The organism is Streptomyces sp. NPDC033966, from assembly GCF_055575955.1.
The window spans coordinates 57,753-74,836 of sequence record NZ_JBVIRQ010000004.1 but is presented as its reverse complement, the minus strand read 5'-3'; the positions used below and the strand labels follow the sequence as shown (position 1 = coordinate 74,836).

Genomic DNA, 17,084 nt, shown 5'->3' with positions numbered 1-17,084 from the left:
AAGGTTTTCTTTGGTTGGGTACATAAAACTCGCCAATGGACTTTCAGTTGGCTTCGGCGCAGAGTGGACGGCATGGATCTTCCGCTCTCCCACGTGTCCCGCGTGTGCGCCGCCGAGTTCGCGCACTCCACCACCTTCCTCAACACCGCCGGCGCCGGAGTGCTCCCGCGGGCCTCCGTCGCCGCGGTGCGGGAGCTGGCCGAGGCGGCGGGAGCCGGACTGCCCGCCGGCGACTTCGCGATCGTCGAGCGCGTGCGGGCCGCCTTCGCCCGGTTCGTCTCGATCGACCCGCGGCGCGTCGCCGTCGGCTCGTCCGTCGCCGTCCACGTGGGCCTGATCGCCGCCTCCCTGCCCGCCGGCGCCGAAGTCCTGGTGCCCGAGCGGGACTTCGCCTCCGTCATGAACCCCTTCGTGCTCCGCGGCGACCTCAAGGTCCGCTTCGCCCCGCTGGAATCCCTCGCCGAAGCCGTCCGCCCCGACACCGCACTCGTCGCACTGAGCGCCGTCCAGTCCGCCGACGGCCGTACGGCTGACCTCGCCGCCGTCCGCACGGCCACCGCCGCGCACGGGGCGCGGATGCTCGTGGACGCCACCCAGGCCGCCGGCTGGCTGCCCTTCGACGCCTCGCCCTACGAGTACACCGTCACCGGCGGCTACAAGTGGCTGCTCGGCGGCCGCGGCGCCTCCTACCTGACGGTCTCGGAGGAGGCCCAGCCCGGACTGACCCCGCTGCACGCCGGCTGGGTGGCCGCCGAGTCCAAGTGGGACGCCGTCTACGGCCCCATGCGGCAACTGGCCGGGGACGCCCGCCGCTTCGACGAGTCCGCGGCCTTCCTCCCGTACTACGCCGCCGAGCCCTCACTGGCGCTGCTGGAGCGGATCGGCATCGACGCCGTCCACGCCCACGACACCGCCCTCGCCGCCCGCTACCGGGAAGGGCTCGCCCGCCTCGGCCACGAGCCCGTCCCCGGCGACGCCGCCATCGTCTCGGTACCGGGCCTGGCCCACCGGCAGCCCGACCTGGAGGCCGCCGGGATCCAGACCTCCGCCCGCGACGGAGCCCTGCGGGCCTCCTTCCACCTCTACAACACCGAGGCGGACGTGGACCGGCTGCTGGAGGTGCTGGCCGGCTGACGCCGGCGGGCCCGGGAGCTACGCCCAGGCCGCCGAAGCCGCGGCCAGGGCCGGCGCCGGATCGGCGTCGAGGGCGAGGGCCAGCGCCCCCAGCGCGGCGCCGACCGCCTCCGGCGACGCATCCGGGCCGTAGTGGTTGACGCGGACCATCTCCCCGGCCAGCGACCCGCCGCCCGCCGCGAGCGGGGCCGCCGGATCCGCCGCAAGGGCCTTCGCCACCACCAGCGAGGCGTCCGTGACCCGCAGCGTGCTCGCCACCGGCGCGGCCTGCGCGGGGTCGCCGACCCAGGGGGCGACCCCGAGCGCGGCCGCGCCCGCCCGGGTGGCCCGGGCGGCCGCCGCGTGCCGGCCGAGCACGCCCTCCAGGCCCTCCTCCGCGATCCGGTCCAGGCAGGCCTCCAGCGCCAGCATCTCCAGCTGCGCGGGCGCGTGGAGCAGCGTCTTGCGGCCCCCGTCGATCCAGCGCTCCTTCCAGTCCAGCAGCGAGAGGTACGAGCGGCGCGGCGCCGCCGGGTTGGCCGCGAACCGCTCCCAGGCCCGGTCGCTCACCGACACCGCGGAAACCCCCGCCGGGCCGCCCATCGCCTTCTGCGCGCCGATCACGCACAGGTCCACGCCCCACGCGTCCGGCAGCAGCGGCTCGGCACCCACCGAGGCCACCGCGTCCAGCATGAACAGCGCCCCGTGGGCCCGTACCGCCTCGCCGATCTCCGCGACCGGATTGGTGTTGCCGGTGGCCGCCTCGGCGTGCACCAGCGACACGAAGTCGATCTCCGGGTGCTCCGCCAGCGCACGGGCCACCTGCTCGCCGCCGACGGCCGTGTCGAAGGGCACCGCCAGGTCCACCACGTTCGACCCGGCGTCCCGCAGCCAGTTGCCGAAGGTGGTCCCGTACGGCCCAGTGACGACGTTCAGCGCCGTCGAACCCGGCCGCGCCCCCGCGCGGATGCACCCCTCCAGCGGCAGCAGCGCCTCGCCCTGGGTGACCACCACGTCGTGCCGGGTGTCCAGCAGCCGCGCCACCCCCCGCTCGATCGACGCGAAACGCTCGGCGGTCAGCGGCGGGAGGTCCAGCAGGGGGTGGGTCACGTCGGTGCTCTCTTCGTCCGGGGTTCCCGGCCGAGCCTACCCAGCGCGCACGTACAGTGCGGACATGAGTGATCACAACGGTGTGCTCCATGTGAAGGGGCGCGTACTCGTCGGGCCCCACGAGGTGCGCGACGAACTGTGGGTCGTCGGCGGACGGATCTCCTACGAGCGGCCGACCGCCGCCCGCGAGGTCACCACGGTCACCGGATGGGTTCTGCCCGGCCTGGTCGACGCGCACTGCCACGTCGGCCTCGACGCCCACGGCCCGGTCGACGCCCCGACGGCCGAGGCGCAGGCCCTCACCGACCGGGACGCCGGCACCCTCCTCGTCCGCGACGCCGGATCCCCCTCCGACACCCGCTGGATCGACGACCGGGACGACCTTCCGAAGATCATCCGGGCGGGCCGGCACATCGCCCGCACCCGCCGCTACATCCGCAACTACGCCCACGAGATCGAGCCGCCGCAGCTCGTCGAGTACGTCGCCCGGGAGGCCCGGCGCGGCGACGGCTGGGTCAAGCTCGTCGGCGACTGGATCGAACGCGACGCCGGCGACCTGACGGCCTGCTGGCCGCGCGCCGAGGTCGAGGCCGCCATCGCCGAGGCGCACCGCCTGGGCGCCCGGGTCACCGCGCACTGCTTCGCGGAGGACTCGCTGCGGGACCTCGTGGAGGCGGGCATCGACTGCATCGAGCACGCCACCGGCCTGACCGAGGAGACCATCCCGCTGTTCGCGGAGCGCGGCGTCGCGATCGTGCCGACCCTCGTGAACATCGCCACGTTCCCGAAACTGGCGGCGGGCGGCGAGGCGAAGTTCCCCCGCTGGTCGGCGCACATGCGGCGGCTCCACGAGCGGCGCTACGACACCGTCCGGGCGGCCTGGGACGCGGGCATCCAGGTGTACGTGGGCACGGACGCGGGCGGCTCCCTGCCGCACGGCCTGGTCGCCGCCGAGGTCGCGGAGCTCGTGAAGGCCGGCATCCCGCCGCTGGACGCCCTCTCGGCGACGGCCTGGGCGGCCCGCGCATGGCTCGGCCGCCCCGGCCTCACCGAGGGTGCCCCGGCCGACCTCGTCGTCTACGCCGCCGACCCGCGGGCCGACGTACGCGCCCTGGCACAGCCGGACCGGGTCATCGTGAACGGCGTGGTCCGGGCCTAGGGCCGTGCCCGGAAAGGTCCACCGGGTCGGCCACAGCACTAGCGGCTGCGACGGACGGGACTTCTGAGACGGGTGGTGCGTCACAAATCGAATACATGCGTGGAATCCACCCTTTGGGGTGAACTCACGTCGGGTCGCTGACCGTTCACTCCCCGTGCGCAAGGATTCGAACGTCGAAGCCGTCGGCGCGCGCGATGTCCCCCATTGGCCCCCGGCGGCACCCAACTCCCCGGGGGTTCCACCATCTTGAACAGCAACACCTTCCGCATGCCCGCGGCCGTTCTGCTCGCCACGGGGGCGGTAGCCCTGCTCACCGCGCCGCCCGCCCTCGCCACGGGCGGCGGCGCCGGGAGCGAGGGAACGTCCGGAGCCGTCGTCCTGCGGGCCGGACTCGACGTGGGCCTGCTCAACAAGGCCGTGCACGTCCCGCTGAAGACCACCCTCAACGAGGTCACCGCCCCCGCCACCGCCGAGAAGACGGCCCTCACCGTCACCCTCGACGGTGCCGAACAGGGACGGCCCGTCAGCGTCCTGAAGGCGGACGTCGCCACCGCCAAGGCGACCGCCGACAAGAACACCGCACAGGCCGAATCGAACCTCGCCCACGCCAGGGTCCACGTCCCCGGCCTGCCCCGGCTCTCCCTCATCGAGGTCGAGAAGGTCACCTCCAAGGCCGTCTGCGAAGCGGGCAGGAAGCCCGTCGCCACCTCGAACGTCCTCGGCACGGTCACCGCCCTCGGCAAGAAGGTCACCCTCACCGCCGGCGGCCCCGCCACCAAGGTCGACGTCCCCGGCGTCGGATCCGTCTCCCTGGAGCTCTCCGGTACGCAGACCACCTCCACCACCGCCGCGGCGGCCGCGCTGCGCCTGAAGGTGTCCGTCAACCCGCTGGACCTGAACGTGGCCCAGGTCGACGGCGAGGTCGTACTGGCCGAAGCCCACTGCGAAGCCCCCGGGGGAACCGAGCCGAGCCCCGCCGCCAAGCCGGAGGCCAAGTCCGACGCCAAGCCCGACGTCAAGCCGCAGACCGCGGCCCGGACCACGACGCAGGCCAACCTCGCCGAGACCGGCGCCGGTTCGGTCACCCCGTACGTCGCGGGCGGCGCCCTCCTCCTGCTCGGCATCGGCGCGGGCGCCCTCGTCGTGACCCGGCGCGGCAGGACCCAGTAGCCGCCGGCCCCCCCCTCAGCGGGTGGCGCGCTCCAGCCCCTGTCCGACGGCCCCGCGCGAGGTGACGGCCGCCGTGACCTCCTCGTCGGCCTTGGCGTAGTCGGCACGGTCCGGAGCGCAGGAGGCGCAGACGACCCGGAACGGCGGCTTCATGTCCGAGAACTGCGTCAGGTACTCGGCCTTCACCACCTCCCAGCGGCCCCTGTTCCCGGCCGACGGGGCGAAGGTGAACCGGGGGATCGAGGACATGTTGCCCCGGGCCTTCTCCGGCTCGTAGAAGCTCGCGACCTGATCGCCCATCCCGAACACCACCCAGGTGCCGTTGATCTTCTCGTAGGGCTGCGGCACGTGGTTGTGCGTCCCGAGGATCAGATCGATGTCGGGCAGGCCGTCCGCCCCGCGCGAGGCGGTCAGCGCCTGCGCCAGGTCCTTCTGCTGCTGGTCGGGCGCCGTCTGCCACTCGGTGCCCCAGTGGACGCTGAGGAGCACGACGTTCGCGCCGGCCGCCCGGGCCGCGCGGGCGTCGGCGATGATCCGGGACTGGTCGATCAGGTTGACGGCCCAGGGCTTGCCCGCCGGGACCGGTATGCCGTTCGTCCCGTACGTGTAGTCCAGCTGGGCGACCTTCGCGCCGCCGGCCGAGAGCACGGCCGGCGCCTTGGCCTCCTCGGCGCTGCGCGCCGAACCGACGTGCTTGAGGCCGACCCGGTCGAGGTGGTCGAGGGTGCGGGTGAGGCCGTCGTAGCCGTCGTCGAGGGTGTGGTTCGAAGCGGTGGAGCAGCTGTCGTACCCGGCGTCCTTGAGGGCGTCGGCCAGCTGGTGCGGGGCCTTGAAGGCGGGATAGCCGGTGTAGGGGCCGCCGGGCCGGCCGTACGGTATCTCGTGGTGGCATATCGCCAGATCGGCGGCGGACACGATGGGCTTGACGCCCGCGAGTATCTTACGGAAGTCGTACTCGCCGGCCTTGTCGCCGGCGTCGTCCGCCGCGCGCTGGATGATCGAGGGGTACGGGATGATGTCGCCCGTCGCCACCAGCGTGAACGGCGTCCCGGCCGGACCCTTCGCCGTCCCGGGCTTCCCCTGCAGCCGCTGCTCGGTGGCGTCCGCGCCACGGTCCATGAACCGGGGTACGGCGTAGACGCCCCCGCCGACCAGGGCGAGCACCCCCACCCCGATCCCTATTCGCGCCGCCGTCCTCATGTGCCGCCCCCCGTCCGTCGTTTGCTGCCGCCATGGTAGGCGCGCCGCCGGCCGCCCGCCGCCCGCGCCCGGAGCAGCGGCGGGGCGGTCCCAGGGCTGGTCCGGGGGTTTCCGTCAGGACGCCCCCGACCGCCCCGCCCCTACCGTGCGGCCAGCGCGAGGGCGTGGTCCAGGGCCTGGAGCAGGCGGCCGGTCGTCGCGCGGTCGCGGACCGCCAGGCGGAGCCAGTCGGCGTCCAGGCCCGGGAAGGTGTCCCCCCGGCGCACCGCGAAGCCCAGCGCGCGCAGGCGGGTGCGTACCTCCGCCGCGCCCGGGACGCGGACCAGGACGAACGGCCCCTCGGCCACCCCCGACACCGTGACCTCCTCGAACTCCGTCAGTCCCGCCAGCAGGTGCTCCCGGTCCACCGCGATCCGCCGCGCCGCGGCCTCCGCCTCCGCCAGCGCCGCGGGCGACACGCAGGCCTCCGCCGCCACCAGCGCCGGCGTCGACACCGGCCACAGCGGCTGCGCGGCGGCCAGCTTCGCGATGACCTCCGGCTCGGCCAGCACGTACCCGATCCGCAGCCCCGCCAGCCCCCACGTCTTCGTCAGGCTGCGCAGCACCACCAGGCCCGGCAGGTCCATCCGCCCGGCCAGCGCCTCCCGTTCACCCGGGACGGCGTCCATGAAGGCCTCGTCCACCACCAGGGTCCGCCCCGGCCGGGCCAGCGCCGCCAGGACACCCGCCGGGTGCAGGACCGACGTCGGGTTGGTGGGGTTGCCGACCACCACCAGGTCGGCTTCCTCCGGCACCGCCGCCGGGTCCAGCCGGAAGCCGTCCTCGGGCCGCAGCACCACCCGCTCCACCCGGTGCCCGGCGTCCCGCAGGGCCGCCTCCGGCTCGGTGAACTGCGGGTGCACCACGACCGGCCGGACGGCCCCCAGCGCCCGCGCGATCAGTACGAACGCCTCCGCCGCCCCCGCCGTCAGCAGCACCCGCTCGACCGGCAGCCCGTGCCGGGCCGCCACCGCCGCGCGCGCCGCCCGTCCGTCGGGGTAGGCCGCCAGGTCGCCCAGGCAGGCCGCGATCCGCTCCTTCAGCCACCGCGGCGGCGTGTCGGAGCGTACGTTCACCGCGAGGTCGACCAGCGCGCCGCCCGCGTCCGCCACCTCCGCGTCCCCGTGGTGGCGCAGGTCGTGCTCCTCGGCGGTGGCCACCGCGCACGTCGCCGCCACCGACCGCCGCTTCGGCACGAGGAGTTCCCCGCCGCCCGCCAGGGCCGCCGCCTCCGCCACCGAAGCGGTGCCGGAGGCGTTCCGCACCGACGCCGAGGGGTGCGGCACCGGGATCAGCGCGAGCCGCTCCGCCGGATAGCCGACCAACGGCACGCCGAAACGTTCCGCCGCCCCCGCGATGCCCGGCTCCCCGGTCTTCGACTCCACCGTGGCCAGCGCGGTCACCGCCTCCGTGGCCAGTCCGGCCCCCCGCAGCGTCTCCTCGACCAGCGCGCAGACCTCCTCCACGGAGACCCCCGCGCGTCCGCCGACCCCGACCACCAGCCGCGTCACGTATTCGCCCACCGGGATCCCTCCTCCGTCCGTCGTCCGTCTGTCGTCGTCAACACGCTGCCGCCCGCCACCCGCGCGCGGAAGTGCGCACCCGGCCGCCAGTCGGTATCCAGGGGCACATGGCGGTGATCGTTGCTTTGGGCGCGTTCCTCATGACGCTGGCGGGCGGCTGGACGGCGCAACGCGTCACCGACCGCCGCCACCTGGTGCTCGGCCTGGCCGGCGGGCTGATGCTCGGCGTGGTCGGCCTCGACCTGCTCCCGGAGGCCATGCACGCCGCCGGCCAGGAGGTGTTCGGCGTCCCGCTGGCCCTGCTGCTCTTCGTGGCCGGCTTCCTGGTCGCCCACGTGGTGGAGCGCCTGCTCGCCGTACGCCAGGCCGCGCACGGCGCCGCGAACAACGGCGCCCACGGCGGGCACGACGGCCACGGCGGCGGCCGCGTCCCGCAGGTCGGCCTCACCGCGGCCGCCGCGATGGTCGGCCACAGCGTCGCCGACGGAGTGGCCCTCGGCGCCGCCTTCCAGGTCGGCGGCGGCATGGGCGTGGCCGTGGCCCTGGCCGTCGTCACCCACGACTTCGCCGACGGGTTCAACACGTACACGCTCACCCGCCTCTACGGGAACGCCCGCCGCAAGGCCCTGCTGATGCTCTCCGCGGACGCCGTGGCCCCGGTCGTCGGCGCAGCGTCCACCCTGCTGTTCACCCTTCCGGAGGAACCCCTCGGGGCGTACCTCGGATTCTTCGGCGGTGCCCTGCTGTACCTGGCCGCCGCCGAGATCCTCCCCGAGGCGCACCACGAGCACCCCGCCCTGTCCACGCTGATGTGCACGGTCGGCGGGGTGGCCGGCATCTGGCTCGTGGTCGGCCTCGCGGACTGACCCCCGGCCGGGGAGGCTCGTCACCGGTGCGCTGCCGCGGCTTCCGCGAAGCGCCGGGCGACCGAGGGCTGCGCCGCCCAGTGGGTGTGCAGGTAGCTGGCGTGCACGCCCTGCCGTACGAAGCCCTCGACGCGGCGTTCGGGATGCGTGAACCCCCACGCCGGCGACGCTCCGGCACCCGGCTCGACCACCGTGCGGTGGAACTCGTGCCCCCGCAGCCGCGTCCCCGCGGCGGCGAGCGAGCTGTCCGACACCGCGACCGCCTCGCGGTAGCCGAGGGTCAGCCGCTCCGACATCCGGGCGTCGGCGTCGAGCACCCCGCACATCGGCTTCCCGTCGAGGGAACGCGCCAGGTACAGCAGCCCGGCGCACTCGGCCGCCACCGGCCCGCCGGCCGCCGCGAAGTCCGCGACGGCCTTGCGCAGCGGCTCGTTCGCCGACAGCTCCGGGGCGTACACCTCGGGGAACCCGCCGCCTATCACCAGCCCGGCGGTGCCCTCGGGGAGCGCCTCGTCCCGCAGCGGGTCGAAGGCGACCACCTCGGCGCCGGAAGCCGTCAGCAGCTCCGCGTGCTCGGCGTACGAGAACGTGAACGCCGCCCCGCCGGCGACGGCGACGACGGGACGCCGCCCCGAGGCACCCGAGGCACCCGAGGCACCCGGGACGGCGGAGACGGCAGAGACGGCGGAGACGGCTTCCTCCGGCGACCACGCCGCGCAGTCCAGCGGCGGCGCCGTCCGGGCCAGCGCCATCAGCGCGTCCAGATCACAGCCCGCCCGCACCTGCCCGGCCAGCGCCGCCACCGCCGCGACCGCGTCGGCCCGCCGCTCGGCCACCGGGACCAGGCCCAGGTGCCGGGACGGCGTCGCCACCTGAGGGGCCCGCCGCATGACACCGAGGACCGGCATCCCGGCCTCCTCCAGCGCCTCCCGGAGCATCACCTCGTGCCGGTCGGAGCCCACCTTGTTCAGGATCACCCCGCCGAGCCGCACCTGCGGGTCGAACGAGGCGAAGCCGTGCACCAGCGCCGCCACCGACCGCGACTGCGAGGAGGCGTCCACCACCAGCACCACCGGCGCCCGCAGCAGCTTCGCCACCTGCGCCGTCGAGGCCAGCTCACCCCGCCCCGCGGCGCCGTCGTACAGCCCCATCACGCCCTCGACCACGGCGAGGTCGCACCCGGCGGAGCCGTGCGCGAACAGCGGGCCGACCAGCTCCGGCCCGCACATGAAGGCGTCCAGGTTGCGGCCCGGCCGGCCCGTGGCCAGCGCGTGGTAGCCGGGGTCGATGTAGTCGGGCCCGGCCTTGTGCGGGGACACGGCGAGGCCGCGCTCCGCGAAGGCCGCCATCAGGCCCGTCGCCACGGTGGTCTTGCCGCTGCCGGAGGACGGCGCGGCGATGACCAGCCGGGGCACGTTCACGGACGTCACCACTCGATGCCCTTCTGGCCCTTCTGGCCGGCGTCCATGGGGTGCTTGACCTTGGTCATCTCGGTGACCAGGTCCGCGAACTCCAGCAGCTTCTCCGGGGCGTTGCGGCCGGTGATGACCACGTGCTGGGTGCCGGGGCGGTTCCGCAGCACCTCGATCACCTCGTCCACGTCGATCCAGCCCCAGTGCATCGGGTACGCGAACTCGTCGAGCACGTAGAGCTTGTGCGTCTCGGCGGCCAGGTCGCGCTTGACCTGCTCCCAGCCCTCCTTGGCGGCCTGCTCGTTGTCGAGCTGCGCGTCCCGCTGGACCCAGGACCAGCCCTCGCCCATCTTGTGCCAGACGACGGACCCGCCCTCACCGGAGGCGCCCAGAACCTTCAGCGCGTTCTCCTCGCCGACCTTCCACTTCGCCGACTTGACGAACTGGAACACCCCGATCGGCCAGCCCTGGTTCCAGGCGCGCAGCGCCAGGCCGAACGCGGCCGTCGACTTGCCCTTGCCCGGCCCGGTGTGCACGAAGACGAGCGGACGGTTGCGGCGCTGACGCGTCGTGAGCCCGTCGTCCGGAACGACGGTCGGCTGTCCCTGCGGCATTACGCGGCCCTCCTGGGGGTTTCGTGGGTCACTGCGGTACGTACGTTCTTCACGAGCCCGGCCAGCGAGTCGGCCCGCAGCCCGTCCAGGGTCACGGCGGGCGCGCCCAGGTCGGCGGCCAGCGCCCCCGCCAGCCCCAGCCGGACCGGCCCGGACTCGCAGTCCACCACCACCGAGGCGATCCCCTCGGCGGCCAGCAGCCGGGCGCTGCGCCCCGACAGCTCGCGCGGGTCACCGCCGACGGCCCCGGCCGAGGTGGCCCGGCCGTCGGTGACGACCACCAGCAGCGGGCGGCGCGAAGGATCCCGCAGCCGCTCGATCCGCAGCACCTCGTGGGCCTTGAGCAGGCCCGGGCCGAGGGGGGTGCGGCCGCCGGTCGGCAGCTTCTCCAGCCGGGCGGCGGCCGCGTCCACCGAGGAGGTGGGCGGCAGCGCCAGCTCGGCGCCGGCCCCGCGGAAGGTGATCAGGCCGACCTTGTCCCGGCGCTGGTAGGCGTCCAGCAGCAGCGACAGCACCGCGCCCTTGACGGCGCTCATCCGCTGCCGGGCGGCCATCGAGCCCGAGGCGTCGACGCAGAACAGCACGAGGTTGCCCTCGCGGCCCTCCCGGGTGGCCTGGCGCAGGTCGTCCCGGCGCACGAGGAGGCCGCGCCCGGCGCGCCCGCGTGCCTTCTGGTGCGGGGCGGCGGCGTGCACGGTGGCCGCCAGGTGCAGCTTCGTCAGCTGCCCCCGGGGGCGCTGGGCGCCGGTGGTGCGGCCGTGCGCGGTACGGGCGCGCGAACGCCGCCCGGCCGCGCCCTCGCCGAGGCCGGGCACGCTGAGCATCTTGGTGCGGAACGGCTCGGCGGCCCCCACGGCGGCCTGCTCCGCCCCGCCGGCCCCGCCCTGCGGGGCGGAGGGCTGCGGCTCGGAGGCCTCCTGCGGGGCCTCCTGCGGAGTCTCCTGAGGGGTGTCGGGCGCGTGCCCGGTCTCGGGCCCGCCGCCCTGCGGGGGCACCCCGCCACCGCCCCCGTCGGGGCCGCCGCCGTCGCCGTCACCGTCGTCCGGGCCCTCGGGCTCCGGGTCGGGCTCGGGCTCCGGCTCCTCGTCGGGGAAGCCGTTCAGGATCTCGTCGAGCTTGTCCTCGTCCAGGCCGGGCGCGTCGAACGGGTTGCGCCGGCGCCGGTGGGGGAGGGCCAGCAGGGCGGCCTGCCGGACGTCCTCCTTGAGCACCGAGGTCCGCCCGGCCCAGGCGGCCAGGGCGGTCGCGGTACGGGCCATCACGATGTCGGCGCGCATGCCGTCGACCTCGAACCCGGCGCAGGTGGCGGCGATCTGCAGCAGCGCGTTGTCCCCGAGCCGGACCTGCGGGAGCAGCGCCCGGGCGGCCACGACCCGTGCCCGCACCTCGTTCTCGTCCCCGGCCCAGCGGGTGGCGAAGCCCGCCGGATCGTCCTCGTACGCGAGCCGGCGGCGCACCACCTCGACGCGCTGGGCGGGCTCCCGGGATGCCGCGACCTCGACGGTCAGCCCGAACCGGTCCAGCAGCTGCGGGCGCAGCTCGCCCTCCTCGGGGTTCATGGTGCCGACGAGCAGGAACCGGGCCGCGTGCCGCACGGAGACGCCCTCGCGCTCCACGTAGGAGGCGCCCATCGCGGCGGCGTCGAGGAGGAGGTCGATGAGGTGGTCGTGGAGCAGGTTGACCTCGTCGACGTACAGGATCCCGCGGTGCGCGTCGGCGAGGAGGCCGGGCTCGAAGGCCTTCACGCCCTCGGCGAGGGCGCGTTCGATGTCGAGGGCGCCGACGAGGCGGTCCTCGGAGGCGCCGACGGGCAGCTCGACCATGCGCGCGGGGCGGTCGGCGCCGGGGCCGGGCTCGTGCGGGCCGTCCGGGCAGGCCGGGTCGGGCGCGGCCGGCGCACACGAGAACCGGCAGCCGGGTACGACGTCCACCTGCGGCAGCAGCGCCGACAGCGCGCGCACGGCGGTGGACTTGGCGGTCCCCTTCTCGCCGCGCACGAGCACGCCGCCGACCGCCGGGCTCACGGCGTTGAGCAGGAGCGCCAGCCGCAGGTCGGTCTGGCCGACCACTGCGGTGAACGGGTAGGGCGTGCTCATGGGTTGCTCACTCCTCCTGTACGGGTGCGCTTGCGCGGGCTGTCGTGGGTGTGGGTGTGGGTGCGGGTGCGGGTGCGGGTGCGGGGGTCCGTCGGGGGTGCTGGGCGGAGGGCCGCGCGGGTACCGCTGCGCGGGCGGCTCCCCGCCCCGCCCTTCGCCCGTTCCCCGGGGCGCTGCCCCGGACCCCGCATCCCAGGGGCTCCGCCCCCAGACCCCAGCGCCTCAAATGGGTCAGGGGCGGAGCCCCCGGGAACGGGCGAAGGGCGGGCAGGGGAACGGCCCCGCAGGGCCGCCGCCCTCACGGGGCGCCCGGGGGGAGGAACGGGAGGCCCGCCGGGGCGCCGGACTCGATCAGCCGGAGCAGCGCGTCCGTGTCGGCGTGCTCCTCGATCAGGTCCCCCAGCAGGTCCAGCTGCTCCTCCCGCAGCGCCGCGAACGACGTGTCCGGGGCCGGCACGAAGCGCCGCCCGGCAGCCGCGGCGACTTCCCGGAGGAACGCCCGGCGGAAGCCGTCCGACTCCAGCGAGCCGTGCCAGTGGGTGCCCCACACCGATCCGACCCGGCAGCCGTCCAGGAACGGCTCGCCGCCCAGCACCTCGGCCACCCCGTGGTGGATCTCGTAGCCCGAGACCTCCTCGCCCAGCGCGGTGCCCTCCGGCCGGGCCAGGGTCTTCTCGGCGGCGAACCGCACCCGCACCGGCAGCAGCCCGAGCCCCGCCACCGAGCCGGCCTTCGACTCGACCTCGTCCTCGATGTGCTCGCCCAGCGCCTGGAAGCCGCCGCAGATGCCCAGCACCGGCCGCCCCTCGGCGGCCCGCCGGGCCAAGGCGTCGGCGAGGCCCCGCTCCCGCAGCCACTCCAGCGCCTTCACCGTTCCGCGCGTGCCCGGTACGACGGCCAGGTCGGCGTCGGCCAGCTCCTCGGCGCGGTCCACGAACCGCACGACCACGCCCGGCTCGGCCGCCAGCGCGTCCACGTCGGTGAAGTTCGACATCAGCGGCACCGCGCACACCGCGACCCGCAGCACGTCCTCGCCGACCGGCGGGGCGACCACGGACTCGCGTACCGCGCCCCGCAACGAGACCCGCAGGCCGTCCTCCTCGTCGATGCCCAGCCCGTGCTGGAAGGGCAGCACCCCGTACGTCGCACGCCCCGTCAGGCCGCGCAGCATCTCCATGCCGGGCTCCAGCAGGGACACGTCGCCGCGGAACTTGTTGACCATGTACCCGGCGATCAGCGACTGGTCCTCGGGGGACAGCAGTGCCGTCGTCCCGAAGAAGGAGGCGAAGACCCCGCCCCGGTCGATGTCGCCGACCACGACCACCGGGAACCGCGCGGCCCGCGCGATGCCCATGTTCACGATGTCGGTCCGGCGCAGGTTGATCTCGGCCGGACTGCCCGCCCCTTCGCAGATCACGGCGTCATACGTGCCCCGCAGCTGCTCCAGGCAGTCCGTGACGATGCCGAGGAGCTGCTCCTGCCGGCCGCCGTGGTAGCCGCGGGCGCTCATCTCGCCGACCGGCTTGCCCAGCAGCACCACCTGGCTGCTGCGGTCGCTGCCGGGCTTGAGCAGGACCGGGTTCATCAGCGCGGTCGGCTCCACCCGGGCGGCCTGCGCCTGCATGGCCTGGGCGCGGCCGATCTCGGCGCCCTCGCGGGTCACGAACGAGTTCAGCGACATGTTCTGCGCCTTGAACGGGGCCACCTTCACGCCCTGCCGGGCCAGCCAGCGGCAGATGCCCGCCGTGACCACGCTCTTGCCCGCGTCGGACGTCGTGCCCGCGACCAGCAGTCCGCCGCCGCGCCCCGTACCGCTCATGCCCGTCCCCTCTTCGTCTTCGCCGTCTTCGCCGTCTTCGCCACGGCGCAGCGGACCGCCACGCAGGCCCCGAGCGCCAGCCAGGTCACCCGCCGTGACAGCCGTACCGCCCGCTCGATGTCCGCGACCTCCACCGGCCGCCCCCGCTCCCCGTTCAGCACCGCCCGGTGCTCGATCCGGCCGCCGTAGGACAGGGTTCCGCCCAGCCGGACGCCGAGGGCACCGGCGAAGGAGGCCTCCACCGGGCCGGCGTTGGGGCTGGGGTGGGCGGCGGCGTCGGCGCGCCAGGCCCGTACGGCTCCCCGCCGGTCGGGGCCGGCGGCCACGGCGGCGAGGGCCGTGAGCCGGGCTCCGGGCCAGCCGGCCAGGTCGTCGAGTCGGGCGGAGGCCCAGCCGTAGCGCAGGTAGCGGGGCGACTTGTGGCCGACCATCGCGTCCAGGGTGTTCACGGCGCGGAAGGCCAGCAGCCCGGGGACCCCGGCGACGGCGCCCCACACCAGGGCCCCGACCACCGCGTCGGAGGTGTTCTCGGCGACGGACTCCACGACGGCCCGGGCCATCTGCTGCTCGTCGAGCGCCTGGGGGTCGCGTCCGCACAGGTGCGGGAGCCGCTCCCGGGCCACCTCGGCGTCCCCGGCGGCGAGCGCCCCGCCGATGGCGCGGGCCTCCCGCCCGAGGGAGGTGCCGCCGACCACGGCCCAGGTGGCCGCGGCGGTCAGGGCGATACGGGCGGCCGCGGGCCGGGAGCGCACGGCGCGCGCGCCCAGCGCGCCGGCGGCGGCGGCGCCGCCCGCGCAGATGAGGGTGTGCAGGAGGCCCCGGGCGCGGTCGTCGCGCCACAGGGCGCCCTCGACGGCGGCGGCGGCTCGTCCGAAGGCGGCCACGGGGTGCCCCCGGCGAGGATCCCCGAGGATCCGGTCGCCGATCAGCCCCGCCGTGGCGCCGTACGCGAAGACGCGGTCGGCACGCATGGTGGCAGGTATGTCCTCACTCAGGGTCCGCGCCCTGGTTCGACGTGTCCGGCGGCGAGAGTTCCTGGCTCCCGGGGCGCACGCGCCGCGTGCGCTCCCCGGTGACAGTGGCGGGACCGCGCCGGATTCGCACCGGACTTCCTCTCCATGCCGCCGTATTGGCTCGGGCAGTCCACCACGCCCTGCGAACGCCCGTCAACTTGCCGTTGACCTGGTGGGACGGACGGCGGAGAAGGGGTGCGGGTACGCGAAAGCTCCCTCCGGGGAATCCCGGAGGGAGCTTTCGTACGCGGGGTGGCGGTGTCAGCTGACGATCAGGTAGATCCCGTAGGCCACGGCCGCCGCACAGAGCGCGAAGCAGGCGTAGGCGCCGCTGCGGGCCAGGGTCGCGGCCCCGCCCTGCTCGGTGGCGGTCTCGTGCTTGGAGAGGCCCACCAGGCCCAGGGTGAAGAGGGCCACGAGGCCGACGGTGGCGGAGAGGCTGACCCCGAAGACGGAGCCGAGTGCTGCCCAGTCGATCTTCATACTGCCGTTTCCTCTGTCGTTCTCGGGGTCAGACCGCCGCGGCCGGAGCCGTGGGGGTCGTCGGGGAGGCCGTCGCGGCCGTCGCGGCCGGGATGGTGGCCTTGAGGTCCTCGTCGGTGACCGCGGCGGTGGTGCCCGCGAGCGGCGGGACCACGACGGCGGCCATGGCGGTGGTGACCACGCCGGGCTCCTCGGCCTCGGTGGAGGCGGTGCCGGCTTCGTTGACGTTGGTGTGGTCGACGACCTGGCGGCGGGAGATCAGCCAGATGGCGACGCAGGAGGCGACCAGGAAGACCGCGACGGCGGTGACGCCGATGTCACCGGTGCGCATGACCAGCTCGGCGCCGGAGGCGACGAGGGCGGCGGCCGGCAGGGTCAGGCCCCACGCGACGAACATGCGGGTGGCGGTGGACCAGCGGACCACGCCGCCCTTGCGGCCCAGGCCCGCGCCCATGACGGCGCCGGAGCAGGCGTGCGTCGTGGAGAGGGAGAAGCCGAGGTTGGAGGAGGCCAGGATGACGCTGGCGGCCGAGGTCTGGGCGGCGAAGCCCTGCTGCGGCTGCAGGTCGGTCAGGCCGGAGCCCATGGTGCGGATGATGCGCCAGCCGCCCAGGTAGGTGCCCGTGGCGATGGCCAGACCGGCGGAGACGATGACCCAGACCGGCGGGTTGGAGCCGGGCGCGAGCGCGCCGCCGGCGACCAGGGCCAGGGTGATGATGCCCATCGTCTTCTGCGCGTCGTTGGTGCCGTGCGCGAGGGAGACCAGACCGGCCGAGGCGATCTGGCCGGCCTTGTAGCCCTTGGCGGAGGTCTTCTCGCCGACCTTGCCGTTCAGCTTGTACGTGACCTTCGTGGCCAGCATCGCGGCCACACCGGCCACGATCGGCGCGGCGACGGCGGGGAGCAGCACCTTGGTGACGAGCGTGTCGCCGTTGACGGCGCCGAGGCCGGCGGAGGCGACGGCCGCGCCGACCAGGCCGCCCATCAGAGCGTGGGAGGAGCTGGAGGGGAGGCCGACCAGCCAGGTGACGAGGTTCCAGAGGATCGCGCCGACCAGGGCGGCGAAGATCACCTCCGGCTGAATGCCCTCCTCGTTGACCAGGCCCTTGGAGATCGTCTTGGCGACCTCCACGGACATGAACGCGCCGACGAGGTTGAGCACGGCGGACATGGCCACCGCCGTCTTGGGCTTGAGGGCGCCGGTCGAGATGGTGGTGGCCATCGCGTTGGCTGTGTCGTGGAAACCGTTCGTGAAGTCGAACACGAGAGCGGTGATGATCACGATCCCGAGGAGAAGCGTTATGTGCTCCATTTACCCAGGCTTCTGTTTGGCGTCAGTGGCTCGGCGACCGTAGGCAACCTGGGTGAACGGAAGATGAACTGACTCGGGCGGTGCGGTGTCCCTGCGCGCCGCACGATCGGGCCATTCGTCCCGATTCTTTCGTAGCCATCCTGATTCCTGCACGT

General features: G+C 74.8%; 14 protein-coding genes and 1 riboswitch. Of the genes, 4 read left to right on the top strand and 10 right to left on the bottom strand.

The window, feature by feature from the left end; all coding sequences use genetic code 11:
* The first annotated feature begins 72 nt into the window (after nucleotides 1-72).
* Nucleotides 73-1,134, top strand: coding sequence for an aminotransferase class V-fold PLP-dependent enzyme (locus ACZ518_RS12550; protein ID WP_469113027.1), 1,062 nt, complete (start codon nucleotides 73-75; stop codon nucleotides 1,132-1,134).
* Between the two features lie 18 nt (nucleotides 1,135-1,152).
* Here ACZ518_RS12550 and ACZ518_RS12545 read toward each other — a convergent pair whose 3' ends face one another.
* Nucleotides 1,153-2,223, bottom strand: a complete 1,071-nt coding sequence (locus tag ACZ518_RS12545) for a pyridoxal-phosphate-dependent aminotransferase family protein (protein WP_469113026.1) — start codon at nucleotides 2,221-2,223, stop codon at nucleotides 1,153-1,155.
* Between the two features lie 64 nt (nucleotides 2,224-2,287).
* Between ACZ518_RS12545 and ACZ518_RS12540 the strand changes: the two genes are divergently transcribed.
* Nucleotides 2,288-3,382 (top strand): amidohydrolase family protein, encoded by a 1,095-nt coding sequence (locus ACZ518_RS12540; protein ID WP_469113025.1) that lies wholly within the window; start codon nucleotides 2,288-2,290, stop codon nucleotides 3,380-3,382.
* 246 nt (nucleotides 3,383-3,628) lie between these two features.
* Nucleotides 3,629-4,552 carry an SCO1860 family LAETG-anchored protein gene (locus tag ACZ518_RS12535; protein ID WP_469113024.1) on the top strand — a complete coding sequence of 308 codons (924 nt, stop codon included), beginning with the start codon at nucleotides 3,629-3,631 and terminating at the stop codon, nucleotides 4,550-4,552.
* Between the two features lie 15 nt (nucleotides 4,553-4,567).
* On the opposite strand, the gene ACZ518_RS12530 is transcribed toward ACZ518_RS12535, so the two are convergent.
* Both ACZ518_RS12530 and cobC read right to left on the bottom strand, forming a co-directional pair.
* A complete protein-coding gene (locus tag ACZ518_RS12530; RefSeq protein WP_469113023.1) occupies nucleotides 4,568-5,752 on the bottom strand; it encodes a CapA family protein in 1,185 nt (394 codons plus the stop codon).
* Nucleotides 5,753-5,892: 140 nt separating this feature from the next.
* Nucleotides 5,893-7,302 (bottom strand): Rv2231c family pyridoxal phosphate-dependent protein CobC, encoded by a 1,410-nt coding sequence (gene cobC / locus ACZ518_RS12525; protein WP_469113463.1) that lies wholly within the window; start codon nucleotides 7,300-7,302, stop codon nucleotides 5,893-5,895.
* 119 nt (nucleotides 7,303-7,421) lie between these two features.
* Here cobC and ACZ518_RS12520 point away from each other — a divergent pair, with 119 nt between their 5' ends.
* On the top strand, nucleotides 7,422-8,180 hold the full coding sequence (locus ACZ518_RS12520) for a ZIP family metal transporter (protein WP_469113022.1): 759 nt from the start codon (nucleotides 7,422-7,424) through the stop codon (nucleotides 8,178-8,180).
* A gap of 20 nt (nucleotides 8,181-8,200) precedes the next feature.
* On the opposite strand, the gene ACZ518_RS12515 is transcribed toward ACZ518_RS12520, so the two are convergent.
* From ACZ518_RS12515 to ACZ518_RS12485, 7 genes are all read right to left on the bottom strand, one after another.
* A complete protein-coding gene (locus tag ACZ518_RS12515; RefSeq protein WP_469113021.1) occupies nucleotides 8,201-9,601 on the bottom strand; it encodes a cobyrinate a,c-diamide synthase in 1,401 nt (466 codons plus the stop codon).
* Nucleotides 9,602-9,606: 5 nt separating this feature from the next.
* Nucleotides 9,607-10,206, bottom strand: coding sequence for a cob(I)yrinic acid a,c-diamide adenosyltransferase (cobO, locus tag ACZ518_RS12510; protein WP_079425618.1), 600 nt, complete (start codon nucleotides 10,204-10,206; stop codon nucleotides 9,607-9,609).
* On the bottom strand, nucleotides 10,206-12,302 hold the full coding sequence (locus tag ACZ518_RS12505; protein ID WP_469113020.1) for a putative cobaltochelatase: 2,097 nt from the start codon (nucleotides 12,300-12,302) through the stop codon (nucleotides 10,206-10,208). Before ACZ518_RS12505 ends, cobO begins: the two co-directional genes overlap by 1 nt.
* Before the next feature lie 298 nt (nucleotides 12,303-12,600).
* Nucleotides 12,601-14,121, bottom strand: a complete 1,521-nt coding sequence (locus ACZ518_RS12500) for a cobyric acid synthase (RefSeq protein ID WP_469113019.1) — start codon at nucleotides 14,119-14,121, stop codon at nucleotides 12,601-12,603.
* On the bottom strand, nucleotides 14,118-15,092 hold the full coding sequence (locus tag ACZ518_RS12495; RefSeq protein WP_469113018.1) for a cobalamin biosynthesis protein: 975 nt from the start codon (nucleotides 15,090-15,092) through the stop codon (nucleotides 14,118-14,120). The genes ACZ518_RS12500 and ACZ518_RS12495 overlap by 4 nt, the downstream gene beginning before the upstream one ends.
* A gap of 58 nt (nucleotides 15,093-15,150) precedes the next feature.
* Nucleotides 15,151-15,236: riboswitch (cobalamin riboswitch) on the bottom strand.
* Between the two features lie 159 nt (nucleotides 15,237-15,395).
* A complete protein-coding gene (locus tag ACZ518_RS12490) occupies nucleotides 15,396-15,617 on the bottom strand; it encodes a hypothetical protein (protein WP_469113017.1) in 222 nt (73 codons plus the stop codon).
* Between the two features lie 28 nt (nucleotides 15,618-15,645).
* Entirely contained in the window at nucleotides 15,646-16,929 is a 1,284-nt protein-coding gene (locus ACZ518_RS12485) for an inorganic phosphate transporter (protein ID WP_469113016.1), read from the bottom strand.
* Nucleotides 16,930-17,084 lie beyond the last annotated feature (155 nt).

Excerpts from the sequence above, each read along its gene's own strand:
- ACZ518_RS12550 (WP_469113027.1), top strand. The coding sequence starts at position 73 with ATGGATCTTCCGCTCTCCCACGTGTCCCGCGTGTGCGCCGCCGAGTTC.
- ACZ518_RS12540 (WP_469113025.1), top strand. The coding sequence starts at position 2,288 with ATGAGTGATCACAACGGTGTGCTCCATGTGAAGGGGCGCGTACTCGTC.
- ACZ518_RS12530 (WP_469113023.1), bottom strand. The coding sequence starts at position 5,752 with ATGAGGACGGCGGCGCGAATAGGGATCGGGGTGGGGGTGCTCGCCCTG.
- ACZ518_RS12520 (WP_469113022.1), top strand. The coding sequence starts at position 7,422 with ATGGCGGTGATCGTTGCTTTGGGCGCGTTCCTCATGACGCTGGCGGGC.
- cobO (WP_079425618.1), bottom strand. The coding sequence starts at position 10,206 with ATGCCGCAGGGACAGCCGACCGTCGTTCCGGACGACGGGCTCACGACG.
- ACZ518_RS12505 (WP_469113020.1), bottom strand. The coding sequence starts at position 12,302 with ATGAGCACGCCCTACCCGTTCACCGCAGTGGTCGGCCAGACCGACCTG.
- ACZ518_RS12500 (WP_469113019.1), bottom strand. The coding sequence starts at position 14,121 with ATGAGCGGTACGGGGCGCGGCGGCGGACTGCTGGTCGCGGGCACGACG.
- ACZ518_RS12495 (WP_469113018.1), bottom strand. The coding sequence starts at position 15,092 with ATGCGTGCCGACCGCGTCTTCGCGTACGGCGCCACGGCGGGGCTGATC.
- ACZ518_RS12490 (WP_469113017.1), bottom strand. The coding sequence starts at position 15,617 with ATGAAGATCGACTGGGCAGCACTCGGCTCCGTCTTCGGGGTCAGCCTC.
- ACZ518_RS12485 (WP_469113016.1), bottom strand. The coding sequence starts at position 16,929 with ATGGAGCACATAACGCTTCTCCTCGGGATCGTGATCATCACCGCTCTC.